The 15,681-nt window shown below is 41.8% G+C and carries 12 protein-coding genes; 2 read left to right on the top strand and 10 right to left on the bottom strand.

The features are described from left to right. Positions 1 to 21: 21 nt before the first annotated feature. From HRU77_04835 to epsD, 7 genes are all read right to left on the bottom strand, one after another. Entirely contained in the window at positions 22 to 1,497 is a 1,476-nt protein-coding gene (locus HRU77_04835) for an O-antigen ligase family protein (GenBank protein QOJ20077.1), read from the bottom strand. Between the two features lie 698 nt (positions 1,498 to 2,195). Next, complete coding sequence (epsI, locus tag HRU77_04840; protein QOJ20078.1) at positions 2,196 to 2,885, bottom strand: EpsI family protein; 690 nt, start codon at positions 2,883 to 2,885, stop codon at positions 2,196 to 2,198. A gap of 52 nt (positions 2,886 to 2,937) precedes the next feature. Beyond that, the gene (gene xrtB / locus HRU77_04845; protein ID QOJ20079.1) at positions 2,938 to 3,837 is read right to left on the bottom strand and encodes an exosortase B; all 900 of its coding nucleotides are present in this window, start codon (positions 3,835 to 3,837) and stop codon (positions 2,938 to 2,940) included. 11 nt (positions 3,838 to 3,848) lie between these two features. After that, a complete protein-coding gene (gene epsG / locus HRU77_04850; GenBank protein QOJ20080.1) occupies positions 3,849 to 4,754 on the bottom strand; it encodes a chain length determinant protein tyrosine kinase EpsG in 906 nt (301 codons plus the stop codon). Between the two features lie 31 nt (positions 4,755 to 4,785). Continuing rightward, entirely contained in the window at positions 4,786 to 6,150 is a 1,365-nt protein-coding gene (gene epsF / locus HRU77_04855) for a chain length determinant protein EpsF (GenBank protein QOJ20081.1), read from the bottom strand. Positions 6,151 to 6,227: 77 nt separating this feature from the next. Continuing rightward, positions 6,228 to 7,043 carry a polysaccharide export protein EpsE gene (gene epsE / locus HRU77_04860; GenBank protein ID QOJ20082.1) on the bottom strand — a complete coding sequence of 272 codons (816 nt, stop codon included), beginning with the start codon at positions 7,041 to 7,043 and terminating at the stop codon, positions 6,228 to 6,230. Between the two features lie 56 nt (positions 7,044 to 7,099). Continuing rightward, complete coding sequence (gene epsD, locus HRU77_04865; protein QOJ22065.1) at positions 7,100 to 8,059, bottom strand: peptidyl-prolyl cis-trans isomerase, EpsD family; 960 nt, start codon at positions 8,057 to 8,059, stop codon at positions 7,100 to 7,102. Between the two features lie 426 nt (positions 8,060 to 8,485). Between epsD and HRU77_04870 the strand changes: the two genes are divergently transcribed. Then, the gene (locus HRU77_04870) at positions 8,486 to 9,490 is read left to right on the top strand and encodes an NAD(P)-dependent alcohol dehydrogenase (GenBank protein QOJ20083.1); all 1,005 of its coding nucleotides are present in this window, start codon (positions 8,486 to 8,488) and stop codon (positions 9,488 to 9,490) included. Between the two features lie 91 nt (positions 9,491 to 9,581). Here the strand turns inward: HRU77_04870 and HRU77_04875 are convergent, their stop codons facing one another. Continuing rightward, positions 9,582 to 13,496 (bottom strand): EAL domain-containing protein, encoded by a 3,915-nt coding sequence (locus HRU77_04875; GenBank protein QOJ20084.1) that lies wholly within the window; start codon positions 13,494 to 13,496, stop codon positions 9,582 to 9,584. 176 nt (positions 13,497 to 13,672) lie between these two features. Here HRU77_04875 and HRU77_04880 point away from each other — a divergent pair, with 176 nt between their 5' ends. Next, entirely contained in the window at positions 13,673 to 13,990 is a 318-nt protein-coding gene (locus HRU77_04880) for a cupin domain-containing protein (protein ID QOJ20085.1), read from the top strand. 110 nt (positions 13,991 to 14,100) lie between these two features. Here the strand turns inward: HRU77_04880 and rpmE are convergent, their stop codons facing one another. Next, the gene (rpmE, locus tag HRU77_04885) at positions 14,101 to 14,313 is read right to left on the bottom strand and encodes a 50S ribosomal protein L31 (protein QOJ20086.1); all 213 of its coding nucleotides are present in this window, start codon (positions 14,311 to 14,313) and stop codon (positions 14,101 to 14,103) included. Between the two features lie 98 nt (positions 14,314 to 14,411). Beyond that, complete coding sequence (gene rho / locus HRU77_04890; GenBank protein QOJ20087.1) at positions 14,412 to 15,671, bottom strand: transcription termination factor Rho; 1,260 nt, start codon at positions 15,669 to 15,671, stop codon at positions 14,412 to 14,414. Positions 15,672 to 15,681: the final 10 nt, after the last annotated feature.

Below are 15,681 nucleotides of genomic sequence, written 5' to 3' on the forward strand. Positions count from 1 at the left end.
TTACCTCTGCCGATAGATTACTCACTTACTATGCACTACCCGATTAAAATTCACATGCGGTGAGAACTCGTACTTATTTATGTTTCTAATCGGTTTTGCTCCTCTATCCATCACGTAGATGAAGTAGGCTATTACTCCAAAAAAACTACCAGAAAGAACAGTTTCAGTATCAATAGTTGATTCGAACATCGCTCGCACAAAAAATGCCACCATTAAAGCGATACTTCCCCCTCGGGTATTTTTAGATGCACGTAACGAGTAACGTACAAGAAAAAATAGAAATATCAACAGAGCTATTAGCCCCATAAAACCTGAACGGCTAAAGACCTCAAGAAACAAATTATGAGCACTTGTCGCTCCACCAAAACCAGCTCGTAACCGAACTTGTTGATTCCAGAAATCTCCACCTTGACCGAATAATGGATTCTCCAAGCCAGCTGCAATCGCAACTTCCCAGATATCGGTTCGTCCAGTTGCATTTGACAGACCATAAATTGCATTTGCACTTAGGCTATGATTTAGTGTGGTTAAAATTCCCCAGTCATAAAACATTACCCAAACTGTAGATACTGCAAGCAAAGTAAAAGAAACAAGGATCAAACCGACTATAATCTCACTGCTATATCTCGACTGATCACGACTTTTTGCTAATGTACGTCCGATAACAATGATCAGAAGTCCTATGAGTGCAGCTAAAATCGAAGTCTTCGATTGGGTCATAATCAATGCTAATCCGGTGGTAATCAAAATACCCCTTCTGAACCATACCTTTTTTGATGGCTCAGCTGCCTCGAGTAGAAAAAGAACACATGCAGCTGCTCCAAGTGTATTTGCATGTGATGTAACTCCCCAAAGCCGTATGTTAAATCCCGGAATCAACCCATCACCATAGCCAACCTGCAAGGCAAGATTGGGTGTAACAACAGCAGCAACCAAGCTAGATAAAACAATAAAAACAAGACATTGCTTAACAACCACGACAGGATCGATATTCGACAATCTAGCCCAAAGAAATAATGCAAGATATACAAAAAATGTATAAATTAAATTTATATGAAAATAATAATGCTTCCCCCAAAAAATTGGAAAAACGTTAACTGCGAAAAGAAATACCAAGAATGCGACAACTATGTCAGCGGGTGGCTCAAATTGCTTATTTCTAAATCGACAAGCTTCTTTGATCTTATCTCGCAAGAAAAAGAACCAAGTCACACTCAAAGAGAGAGAGCATCCAACTATAATTGCAAGTAGCACTTTTGCTAGCAAATATCCTTCGATACCCCCCTCAGATATGACAGTTAACCCATCACTTCCTGAAGTCAGAACTCGCCTAGAAAAAACAATAGTCACTACACTTGCAACTACCATTAAAGACATTAGAAAACTAAATGACCAACCCGACCATCGCACTGCACTCGCCGCAACAACAGCGATTGCAACAACTAAAAAAATTGCAAATAGAAATGCAGCAAATGAAAATAAAGTAAAAGCTAACATGTTAATTACACTGTCATGATCAAAGCTAACTACAAAAAATCACTACCGCTCCACTGTACTATTATCAACCACCATAACCACATCTTACTTGCAATAAATAGCACGGCCATAAGTAGTGAGGTATTTTTTTCTCAGAGTAATGCAAACTAACAAACCAAGTACAACATTTAATATACTTTACCTTGATTTTGTATATATTTGCCGATCATCTATTTTTCTCCATGCTTACAAACTGTACTTACAAATTATCCATCACCCCCAAACTCCCCATCCCAGAGCTTCTTTCTTATTAACCAATGGCGTCGCCCGAGAATTTCTCTTGCAAGTTATGTAGTTAATCCGTACTACAAGTTAGCAATTATACTAGGTACCAATCTCTAGAAACTTCATTTGATAGCGTTTTGCCACCTCAAGAAAAGTTCCTTGAGATAGCATCAATCTGCTCATCAAAAATTACCCATCTATACCTTGCAGAAAATACCAAGTCCGAACATTGTGACTCTGATGAAATGCCTTCATCCATTAGCTCGACGCCAAGAGCGGCGAGCTATATAACCAGGAATGATTAAACTCAGTCTATAGCAGAAAAATAGAATCTAAAATAAATGACTTTGAACTTATAGTGCTAAGTCAATAGAAGTCAATTGTGATTTATTACTCTGACCAACTCAAATTCACGGAAAGATGAAATTATAAATTCATATCTCACCAAAAACCCCTGTTAATCTAGCACGACTTCTAATATCAATTGCTGACAGCATATCCTGAATAAAGTGAGTTTGCAGTTGGTAGGCCTTTTCCTTATCGGTATCAATAGTAGATACACGAACCAACATGCCATCTGGTACGCTTCCAGTCAAACCATATCGCAACTGTTGAAGCTTTTCTTCAATACCAGGCAAAACCGCTTTGTTACCAATTGTCACCCAGTAAGTTATAGGTTCACTACGATTTCCTTTCACCGCTATCAAACGCTTAATTGGAAGCGTTCCATATTGCGTAAGTAGTTCATCAGTAAAATTCTTCATAATCTCAAAGCCTTGCGCGTAATAACATACCTCTGGTTTATGCACTGCTAAATTATCACTTTGATCACCGCCGTAAGCTACAGAAAGCATAATACGCTCACCTCGAGAGTTCACGTAAGTCCTTGCCAATGTTTGATTGTATATCTTGTCAAGCATAGCCTGAGTTTCAGCATCCACTTGCAGCGGAATAATAGACCTATCGATGCGCCAATCTCCAAACTCGATTGGAATCATGATTTCAAGATCAATTTTTTCTTGCTGATCTGCAATCTTTTTGGTTGGAGTTAATGCCTTAGTTAAAGCACCGGACGACACCATCAATATGCACAGAAAGATACTGATAATTAGCGACTTTTTCATTCTATCTTTTCTCTATTTATTAAACCAACTTATTGAGATTAATACAAAATAATTAACTGTTACTCATAGCAGAGTGTGAAATCTTAATAGGTTGTGCTTTGATAAAATATTGCAATGCTCCATCAACACCCAGGATAAGCACTAATGCACTAATAAACAGAACCATACCAGCAAAACCATGTAAAAATCCTTGTCCAGCCGCATCTCCATAGTGATATGTGATCAATGTAAGCACGATAACGCGAATAACGTTAGCAGTAAAAGAAATTGGTATGATTAAAATAGCTAATGTTACATTGCGTAATACCGAGGTATGATGTACAAGGTTCAAATAAAACAATCCAAGCGCCTCCAATGTCAGCAACGTTTGAAGACCAGCGCAGGCATCCGCAACTAGAAGCTGATATTGACCTATTTGTAAGATAACGCCATTTCTTGCAATTGGGTAATTTGCCCAAAATAAAATATGCTCCGCCGCAAATGAAACGGCCATCTTCATAGGCATAGTAAGTAAGCTAACCACTTGCCCAGGTAATGGAATCATGAATAGCAAAAAGAATAGCGGAAACCACATAACCTTCAAAGCTGCGTAACCTCGTTTAATAAGGATAATAGCTGCAAGTATCCATATGAAAGAACCCATTTCAAACACTAATATCTGTTGCGAACGTCCAATAATATAAAGAATCAGAGCTACAAAAAAAACTATCCATCCAAAAATTGAAACCGATTTTCCTTCACTCTTACTTATCATTTCCGCCCACTTACGATAAATAAGCCAAAGAGAAAGTAATAGGATAATCGGTCCATGTGCTTGCTCCTCTTGAGACCACATTCCATTGGCAAGATCATAGAAAGTGGGCACATATAAGATTAACAATCCCAGCAGAACTGGCCACCATTCAGAAATAGTCGACTTTAAACTATGCATTTGATAATCAAGAGTGGACATAATCTATTTTTCTAAAAGTCAATTAACACAGAACCCACCACTTCGGTACCGCTGTATTTAAGTTGCTCATTAATCTCATTAATATCGCTTAAGCGAGTATTATTCTTATGAGCAACTATCAATGCACCATCTGTACGTGCAGCAATAGCGAGCGCGTCAGAACCACTTGAAAAAGCCAAAGTATCATAAAGAATTACATCAAACTGATTAGTAAGTTGATCGTTCAGCTCGTCAAATACGTTTCGATTAAGAAGCTCTAAAGGATTTGGCGGAAGTGTTCCTGCCGGCAATACGGAAAGATCAATAAATGAATCTATTTTTGCAATTACTTCAGAAACACTCGCGCGGCCAGCCAGTACATCAGATAGACCTTGTCTATTTCTTAAATTAAAAATTTCATGCTGCTGAGGGCAACGCAAGTTTGCATCAATTAATAATGTACGCTCACCAAGCTGTGAAAACACTACAGCGAGATTTGCGGCAAAAAGACTCACACCATCCACCTGGTTATAACTGACTATCGCCAGCGCTTTATGACCAGAAGTAAACCAACGCAGCATTAACTGACTCCGTACTGCACGGAAAACTTCTACCTGAGCACCAAAAGGCTGATAGGCAACAACTAATTCAGGCGAATGATTTCCCTGACCGGGTAACAAATAGGGGTAATCAAATTGTTGCGCAAGAACTAGCTGTATATCAGCTTCAGTAATTAAACCTAATTTAAGTGCAGCATCACCAAAACGCAAACCACTCTCTTTCTGTAAACGCAGTACACGCTCCGCTTCAACTGGTGTAATTTTCCCCATATCCAGAAGAATATGACCAATGCTAAACTTGCGGATTTGCGATGCATTGGTACCGAGAGAGCTGGAATCACTAAGCTTTTTAGTTTCTGAGGAATTCACAATACTCATTATTTTCTCCCTATCCTAAGCTTAGATAGACTCATCGTATCAAACGTGGCCAGCCAAAAGACAAATGTTTTTGTTTTGATATTCCTTTTTTTATAACACCAAGTACAGGTACATGAAGTACATCGACAAGATCATCAGGGGAGCGCACACGGCGGTCAAACATTTCTGCGAGCAAGCCTACCCCAAGTCCAAGAAGAACTCCAAAGATTACTGACAGAACCACATTTAACAGTAATTTAGGACTATCAGGCTTTTCAGGAATTTTCGCAGCATCAAGTAAAGAAACACTCGATAAGTTAGCTTGACCTTCAAGTGTTGTTTGATTTAAGCGTTGCATCGCATTGTTATATGCTTGCTGAGCCCCTTCCACCTCCTTAAAAAGAATTTGCAACTCATTTCTTGCACGATTAAGTGATAGTACTTTTGTTTTTTGCTCTTCGAGCGCTGCGCGTATTTCTGCTTCTTGACTAATAGCAGTATGCATGGTGCTTTTTATATATTTATTAAGTTCTGCTCGTAATTTTTCCACCTCTGCTTTCGCACCTGCATAACTAGGATGGTTAGATCCTAGCTTCTGGGAAATCTCTGAGAATTTTGATTCTGCTTGTGCCACGCTTAGCTTGAGATTACTAATCATCGAATTTCTCACAATGTTGCTAGTTTCGCCACCTCGACGATTAGCGCCTTGCTCTAAATCTGTTCCCATTAACTCTGCTTGGGCAATTATCAATTGACTAGAAAGATCGTTTAATCGCCTTGTTTCTATATCCAAACGAGTATCCGCATCAATAATCCCTACTTCATGTTGATAATCAGTTAGCTTTTTCTGTGCTGTCTCCAGTCTTTCACGTAACACATTAAGCTGATCGGTAAAATAGGCTGCAGCCTTTTGTGAAGGTTCCACGGTAAGACGAATACTTATTTCCTGATAAGCACTCGCGAATGCATTCGCAATAATTGTGGCAAACATAGGATCTATTCCCTTAAAGCTAATGCCAATCACACTGCTATCACGCGAAGTTTCAATATCAAGGTTTTTAAGTAGAAAAGCAGCCAACCACTCCCGCAGCCCTATGTCACTATTACTATCTTTATGCTGCTTCTTTACAATTTCGTTCTGATCAAGTCTAAGTTGATCAATAACCATCAATGCAGTCTTAGTGCTTTTAATAACATCTAATTGAGTAGCCATATAACTTGAGTTCAATTGCGCTGGCAACATCGTTCCTGTTACAGGATCGGCTCCTTTATAGGTAAGAACAAGTGTTGCAGTAGATTTGTAGCTCTTCGGCAGAAGAAGGCTAACCACCAAAGTTATTGATATTGTGCTAATTAATGTAAATAAGATAAGTTTCCGGCGAGCAAGAATAATTAGAAAGAAACGAGAAAAATCCATATAAAAAATCCCAGTTTAAACCTGATTGGTTATAGTTTCCACTTTATAAAATCGAAACAAAAATATTAAAGTTAAAATCAAAATAAGCTCTCTTTAATATAAATCACATCGTCTGGTTGAACCAAGTCACCTGATTGAGCATTAATTTCCTTTAAATTACCTTCACTATCTCGGCGCTGAACCCTTAATCCACGTTCAGTTCCCCGTTGAGTCAAACCACCGCCAACAGACAATGCTTGCATAACTGTCATATTACGTTCTAACTTATAAACTCCGGCACGCTGAACTTCACCATATATATAAAATCGATGAGCACGCTCAACATAAATCAGATCATCACTTCGTATATCGATATCTCGAGATAAATCGCCAGTACGAATCATTTCCAATATATCAACAACTTCTTTATAAAATTTATTTCCATCTGTACGAATCAAAGTAACAAGTTCTCCACCTTCAGGAATTATTCCCCCGGCCATAGCAAGAATCTCGGTCAAACTGCGCTTACCTTCGATTGGATATCGCCCTTGATTACGGACATTACCAAGTACAGATACCATCTGACTCTGCAATGAAGCAGTAACAACTATCACTTGTGGTTTACGCAAAATATCTCGCGATTCCAGAAGATTTGCTATTTTTCTTTCGGTTTCTGACGGTGTTAATCCATCAACTGTCACTTCTCCCACCAGTGGAAATGTAATTTTCCCTGTTTCACTTACTTTAGTTTCGGTAGTCATATCAGGATGACCATAGACAAAAATTCTTAATGTATCGCCTGCCCCCAATACACTTTCACCAGCGTCACCCGCAACCGCGTTTTCAATACAGACTGTCCATAAAACCATAAAGATTATTGCCAAAATCTGCGTTTTCTTCATAACATTTATCATTTGTCTACAACCCTTAATTCATACCATAAACATTCCACAACCTAACACCCAGAAGCTTATTTTAAGCCCATAATACCACGTTCGATTGCACCCTCAGCAGCAGGTTCAGTATTTGTTATACCGGGAGATGTCGTTGGTGCAATCTGTGGAGCAGCCGATTTTTCCACATTAGCGGATACTGGCGCTGCAGCATTAAGATACTCTATTTTTGCAGCTGCGCGTAAACGCGCAACTTCTGCATCGGTCGCTTCCTTATACTTTTGGTTAAGCAAAAATCGTTCAATCTGAGTCGCCGCCATTGCCAACGTCACTGGACTATCCTTAATTGCATTGACCGAAATCAGTAAACTATTTTCTTGCTCATTAACGATAAAAATAGTGTCTTTGCTTTTTTCCTGCAACATCTTTGCCATCTGAGGCGGCAAATCCGTTGAGCTACGCGACGCAAGACTCCTAAAGTATTGAACTTTATTCTTATCAAGCCAAGCAACAACTTGATCTAAAGACTTAGCCGCATCGATAGTTTTCTTTAATTCATCACTGAGATCCTTGGTTGCGACGCGAACCGTTATCAAATCAAATTGTTTACGTTGCGAGAAAAATTCAGGATGACTTTGGAAGTATTCATTAATCTCCGCCTGAGTAGGTTTAGCAACTTTACTTGCAATACCTTGCATATAAGCCTGTGCAATCACTTGCGCATTGGCGCGGTCGCGTGCTTGCATTACATCAGGAGTACGATCCAGTTTATTTCGTATCGCCTCATCAATTATTAATTGACGGACAATTAATGACTCCAGTAACTGCTTACTCGCTGCTTCGTACTGATCAGGACGAATATTGGCACGCCTTATTTCATCATTTAATTGAAGTGTGGTAACTTCTTTCCCGTCGACACTAACTAACGCCTGCCCGGATTTCTTTTCTTTTGGTTCATTGCTGTCACAAGCAGCTAGCATCAAAGTAGAAACAATCACCAATCCTGTTAATGCCACTCGCGTTTTCGCCAATACCATACTATTTCCTTTTGTGATTATAAAATAATGAAGTAATTCAAAATCCAGCACACACCTTTATAGCGAACACATTACAATCAATAAGTTTATTATTTACTTAAGTTGGATACGACAATTAAATTCCAAACTTTAATACTTAAAGCATTTCTTTATGAGATTGATCAGTATATATTAATAATCAATAGCATAAAAATATGCCTCCATTAAATACCAGAAACCTCTTGAATTTACAGAGTACCCTATAAGCAATTAATTTCTTCAAAATTATGCGGCAGATAATCTTGCTCGCTTGTTCCATTGAAACAGTTTCTAATGTAAGATTTTTATTAAAATATACCTTAAATTTCAGTTTTCTTTACAAAAAGTTCGATACTAATTGATTTATATTAAATCTTGATTAAATCAAAAATTTTTCTGAGAAAGTTTATGATTAAAGCTTATGCAGCATTTGAGGCAGGTGGAATGCTTCAACCCTTCGAGTATGATCCGGGCATATTGAATGATCATGAAGTAGAAATAACAATTGAATATTGCGGCATTTGTCATAGTGATCTTAGCATGCTACATAACGAATGGGGAATAACTCAATACCCATTTGTACCAGGTCATGAAATTGTCGGCACAATCTCCGCCAAAGGGAATAGTGTACATAATCTTCAATTAGGTCAACGAGTTGGTCTTGGCTGGCATTCCGGATATTGCATGACTTGTTATAGCTGCCTGTCGGGCGATCACAATCTTTGCGTACAATCGGAATCGACCATTGTTAATCGTCATGGCGGTTTCGCTGATAAAGTTCGCGCTCATTCTGCCAGCGTTGTCGCGCTACCGGATAATATTGATGTCCAAAGCGCAGGACCACTCTTTTGTGCCGGAATCACTGTCTTTAATCCCCTGTTACAGTTTAATATCTCGCCCACTGCAAACGTCGCTGTCATAGGTATCGGCGGCTTAGGGCACATTGCACTGCAGTTTCTAAGAGCCTGGGGCTGCCAGGTCACCGCCTTCACAACCAGCGATGACAAGAAAAATGAAGCATTAGCACTTGGTGCGCACAAAGTCTTGGATACCCGCGACCCTGCTCAGTTTACTGCGGCATCGAACCAATTCGACTTAATTTTATCGACAGTCAATGTCAAGCTGGATTGGAATGCATATCTCGCAACTCTGCGCCCCAAAGGGCGATTACACTTTTTAGGCGTGACATTAGAATCATTGGATATTAATGTATTCCCATTAATCGCCGGCCAGTATTCGATATCCGGTTCCCCTACCGGCAGCCCGACAAGCATGATCGCCATGTTGAATTTTGCCAACCGGCATAATATAAAACCGGTTGTCGAGATTTTTCCCTTTGACAAGGTCAACGAAGCGCTGGCCAAACTAGCCAGCGGCAAAGCAAAATATCGTATTGTCCTTAGCAATCAATAAATACTACTTTCTGGATCAGCATCCTTATCGGCATTAGACAAATTCTCATTCTGGCATGGTATGTTTTCGATCTCAAACATGCGGATACCCGTCATTTCTGCGCATTAACAGGCACCCAAGTTGTATCCAATTGTTTTAGTTTATCTGCGATTTCTATCGCCGGTAGCGGCTTACTAAAATAAAATCCTTGATATTGCTTGCATCCGCGTCGCTTGAGAAAATCAATTTGTTCTCTTGATTCGACACCTTCGGCCACTACATGCATATTCAGACTATCCGCCATCGCTATGATCGCCGTTACTATCGCCGCATCATTTTCATCGATTGCGATATCACGTACAAAAGAACGGTCTATTTTTAATGCATCAATCGTATAGTGTTTCAAATAACTCAAATTCGAATAGCCGGTGCCAAAATCATCGATTGATATCTTAAATCCCATGGCACTCAACCGCTGTAATGTTTCATTTACTTCACCGATGTTTTCCGCCAGCATGCTCTCGGTAATTTCCAAAGCCAGACAATTTGCTGAAACCTCAAGTTGCTTCAGAATACTCGCCACATCCTGCACAAAATATTTCTTCTGGAACTGTTTGACGGAAAGATTGATAGCAATCCTTGGTACTTCAAGTCCCTGATTCTGCCATTCTTTTAGTTGCTCACAGGCTGTCCTGATGACCCAATCTCCAATCGGCAGGATCAAGCCCGTTTCCTCAGCCAACTTAATAAACTGACTGGGTGAAATCAATCCTTTTTCCGCATGCTGCCAGCGTAGCAATACCTCCAGGCCAATCCAATGATGCATCTCCGCATCAATAATCGGCTGATAGCAGAGCATCAATTCGTTATTTCTTATTGCCTTATGCAGATCATTTCCCAATTCGTGCTTTTCTTGAATCAAACGATTCATCTCTGCGGAATAAAACTGGTAGTTGCTGCGCCCCGTTGCTTTTGCATGGTACATCGCCAAATCACTGTGCTTTAGCAGCGTATCCACATCCTTCCCGTCTTTAGGATACAACGCAATGCCAATGCTACTATCGATATGCAACACCTGCTCATTAATGTGATAGGGCAGCGCCAACCCATGCAATATTTTCTTCACAATCGATTCGACAGCGGCGATATCGGTAATTTGCGTCAATATCACGATAAACTCATCTCCACCCTGACGAGATGCCGTATCTTCACTGCGTATGCTGGACACAAGCCTGGCAGCCACTTCTTTCAGCAAAAGATCGCCAAAGCCATGACCCAGCGTGTCATTCACTACTTTGAAATGATCCAGATCAATGAACAGCACCGCAGAAAAATCCCGATGGCGCTGATTATGCGCCAACGCCTGCGACAACCGGTCCTGCAGCAATATTCGGTTCGGCAAGCCTGTCAGCGCATCATGATTAGCCATGAAGTTGATATGCCGCTCCAATTGCTTGCGTTCCAGCCAAAGCGTGAAATCATCCGCAATATAATTAATGAGGTTTTGTTCATCCGGTAATATGAATGGCTTTTCTTCCGTGTAGAAAACCTGCAATTGACCGCAGACCGTCCCGTTTACTTTGATTCTTGCGAAAATCCCTTGGGTCAGGCTTTCGTTGTAGTTATAGGAGGTATAACACTGATCATAAAGACTGATCATGCACGCGACATGATCAGGAAACTGCATAGCCGGAATAAGATGTTCAAAAATTCGCACGCACAGTTCACTAATGGAAAAATCTTGCTCCATCTCACGCCGGATCGCATACAAGCAAGTTCTCTCCTTCAGTCTCTCACGCAAAATAAATTCTTTTTGCTTGCGCGCGGTAATATCCACACGCACGGATATATAACGGATCACCCGGCCGTTATTGTCCTTGAACGGAACGATGGTGGAATCCACCCAGTAAAAGCTGCCATTTTTTCTCCGGTTGCAGATCTCCTTATGCCAAATCTTTCCGTTGGTGATGGTTTCCCACATATCGATAAAGAAATCCCTGGAGTGCATGCCCGAATTGAGAATGCGATGATCTTGTCCGATCAGCTCGGAACGGCCGTAACCACTGATTTCACAAAACCGGTCATTGGCTTCAGTAATCCGCCCGGAACGGTCACTAACGGAAACCAACGCCAGTTGCCCGATGGCTTCGAGATAAGTTGTCAATTCCGCGTGCGTGGTTTGCAATTCCTCGTAAAGTAATTTCAACTTGGCTTTGGATGCCAGCAGCGCGCTATTGGCAGCTTGCAGATCCCTGTTGGCCGCCAGCAATTCTTCATTGGTCGACTGCAGCTCCTCGTTGCTTGACCTGAGTTCTTCCTGGGAAGTCTGCATTTCTTCATGAGTGGCCTGCATCTCTTCACGCATGAGTTGCAGTTCGGTCATCATCATTGCCAATGCCGCATCATTTTCCGATAAATCCATCGTCCGCTTTATTTCCGACAGCTGCAAAATCTCCTCCAGACTGATCATTGGATTTTTCTTGGTCATGGCTTGCAGAGAGAAATCCTGAATCAGATTGCGCTTCTCCTGCGGCAGCGCATTATCAAGCCGTTTATACACCGCTAAACTACGCTCCAAAGGCGCAAACATCTCCGGAAATTGATCGATCGATTCCGCGGTACCCAACAGCAAGACACCACCAGGATTCAGTGCGTAATAAAAAAGCGGTAGTAATCTTTTTTGTAACTCACGATCCAGATAAATAAGCAAATTGCGGCACGACAAAATATCCAGTTTGGAAAATGGCACATCGGAGATAAGATTCTGCGGCGCGAACACCACCATCTGGCGTATTTCATTACAAACCCGGTAACCGTTTTTCTGCCGGATGAAAAACCGGTTTAAGCGTTCCAAAGAAATATATTGACTGATACTGACAGGATAGAAACCCTGGCGGGCTTTCGTAATAGCATCTTGATCCAGATCCGTAGCAAATATTTTTACCAGGTACCGGTCTTGCAAGCCGCTTTGTTCCAGTGCTTCCCGGAACAGAATGGCAAATCCGTAAGCCTCTTCGCCGGTCGAACACGCAGGCACCCAAATCCGCACGGTTTCTCCTGCAGGATTTGCCGCCAAAATCGGCGGAATGATCTCGGCTTTAACGTATTGCCACATGACCGGATCGCGAAAAAAATGCGTCACATTGATTAATAGCTCTTTGAACAACAAATCCAGTTCTTCAGGATTCTCGTTTAAGAAACGAGCGTAATCCTCAATCTTACTGATTTGATTGTGCTGCATCCGCCGGTCAATGCGGCGATACAGCGTGCTTCGCTTATACTGCGAGAAATCGTTGCCCGTGCGCCTCGACAAGAGACGCACAACTTCACTCATGGCGCCTGTGAGATGAAATCTCTGCGATTTGGATTTTAAATAATCGCTAATAATGCCCGGCAATATGCCGGGTGTTGTTGGCGTATCCCGCGTGTTTGCATCAACCGCACAATCCGGTATGCCGCCCAATTGACCGGACATAGGATCCTGAGCAAACCCCAATCCTCCTTTTTCCCTTATGGCCTGCAAACCCTGGGCTCCGTCGCTGCCTGAGCCGGCAAGAATAATACCGATCGCCGATTCCCTATATTCTTCCGCCAAACTGTGAAAGAAAAAATCAAGCAGAGAATCCGCCCCCCCCAGTGCAGTATCAAGCAGACATAAAAATCCGTTGGAGATAAATACATTCTTGCCGGATTGCGCGACGATGTAGATGCAATCGGACTTTAATTCCATCAGATTCTCCACCCGCACCATGCGCATGCTGGTAACATCCAGCAGTTGCTGAGGTGATAGCTTTTCTTGAATCGCGGCTGATTGAACGACCACAAAAGCCGCCCCGCTATCCGCCGGCATATGAGTGAAGAATTGCCGCAGAGACTCGAGTTCTGCCGCTGAAACACCAATACCCACCACCGGAACAAACGCTTTTTCTGGATCGATTGGCTGATTAGATAGAACCGATGAGTTTAAGCGCGATTTTTGTTTTATTGCGATTAACTTCTTTGGGCTTGAACCGGTTTTTCTAATCATCAAAAGAAGCCTCTAATTCTATGAAGTTAACAGGAAAATTTTGATGGGTGTTTATAGCATAGTTTTATAAAAATTTTTAGCTTTATGAAAATAAAATGGAAATGGATATAAAATTTGCAGCGCATACATGAACGAGATGAGTTGAAATAATCGAATATCCAGTTTATTGATCGCAAATGAAATCACACAATATTTTCGCCGGAATTCCCGAAAAATTGAATCAGGAAATCTTTGAGTTACTGGCTGAGAACGACCGGGTGACGATAGAAAGAATTATCTCGAAAGGGCAAAAATCGCCGGAATCCGGCTGGTATGATCAGGAAAAAAACGAATGGGTTTTGGTATTAAAAGGCAAAGCCGTGCTGTCTTTTGAAGATCAAGCATCGGTACATCTTAATGAGGGAGATTTTATGAATATCCCCGCTCATAAAAAACACAAGGTGGCATGGACAGATCCGGATAATGAAACGATCTGGCTCGCTGTTCATTATTGAAGCAATCACTTGACTGAAAATCAGACAGCAGAAACCGGCAAGAAATTTTGTTATTCCTGCCCACCATCAGAAATCCTGTTGATGACTTGATATTACTTTTGTTCTGGCAGTTATTTGCGCATTTGCTTGCTGTATTTCTGGCGGAACTTCTCAACCCGGCCAGCTGTGTCAACGATCTTTTGCTTACCTGTGTAAAAGGGATGACATTGAGAACATACCTCAATATTCAAGGGTTTGTTCATGGTAGAGCGTGTTTTAAACACATTACCGCAACTGCAAGTCACGGTTATTTCCTGGTAATCCGGATGAATGTCTGCTTTCATTGCCTATATCCTTAATTATTCCAATCCCCAATGGGAAGATTAAAAAGCGGTGTATTATCCTTTAATGTGCGTATCGGTGCAACTGCGAAAATTCAATCCTAGACCCGTCGCATGGAATCAAAAAAGTCGGAATTATTCTTGGTTGCCTTAATTTTATCGAGTAAAAACGCCATCGCGTCCATGTCATCCATTGGATGCAACAACTTGCGCAAGACCCAGATTTTTTGCAGGACATCGGGTGAAATTAACAATTCTTCCCGGCGAGTACCGGATCGGTTCACATTGATTGCCGGATATATCCGTTTCTCGGCCATTTTCCGGTCAAGATGAATTTCCATATTGCCGGTACCTTTGAATTCTTCATAAATGACATCATCCATGCGTGATCCGGTATCAATCAACGCCGTTGCAATAATAGTCAATGATCCGCCTTCTTCAATATTACGCGCCGCACCGAAGAAACGTTTGGGCCGCTGCAATGCGCTGGCATCCACGCCGCCAGTCAGCACCTTACCCGAAGCAGGCACGACGGCATTATAAGCGCGCGCCAGCCTGGTGATCGAATCCAGCAGTATCACGACATCCTTCTTATGCTCAACGAGACGTTTGGCTTTCTCAATCACCATTTCGGCCACTTGCACATGCCGCGTGGCGGCTTCGTCGAAAGTGGAAGAAATCACTTCCCCTCTCACCGAACGGATCATTTCCGTCACCTCTTCCGGACGTTCATCGATCAGTAGCACCATCAAAATCACATCTGGATAATTCGCCGCTATCGCATGAGCAATATGTTGCAACATGACGGTTTTACCGGATTTTGGACTGGCTACCAGCAAACCGCGCTGACCTTTGCCGATCGGGGCGATCAAATCGATGATGCGGCTGGTGATATTCTCTTCGGCTTTGATATCGCGTTCGAGTACTAGCCGTTCATCGGGAAACAGCGGCGTCAAATTCTCAAACAGGATTTTCTGTTTGGAGTTTTCCGGCGGTTCGTTGTTAACTTTATCAACTTTCACCAGCGCGAAATAACGCTCGCCATCCTTCGGCGGGCGAATCTCACCATCAATCGAATCCCCGGTGTGCAGATTAAAACGGCGGATCTGGCTGGGCGAAATATAAATATCATCCGGCCCAGCCAAGTAGGAAGTGTCCGGGGAACGTAAAAACCCGAAGCCATCCTGCAATACTTCCAGCGTTCCGTGACCATATATGTTTTCACCCTTTCGCGCCTGATTCTTAAGCAATGCAAAAATCAGATCCTGCTTTCGCATTCGGTTGGCCCCATCGATTTCGTTCTCGACAGCCATTTTTACTAATTCAGTGACGTGCAGGTTTTTTAAATCAGATAAGCGCATGAAAAAGCTC

The sequence above is a fragment of the Gammaproteobacteria bacterium genome (assembly GCA_015709615.1).
Taxonomy (GTDB): domain Bacteria; phylum Pseudomonadota; class Gammaproteobacteria; order Burkholderiales; family Nitrosomonadaceae; genus Nitrosomonas.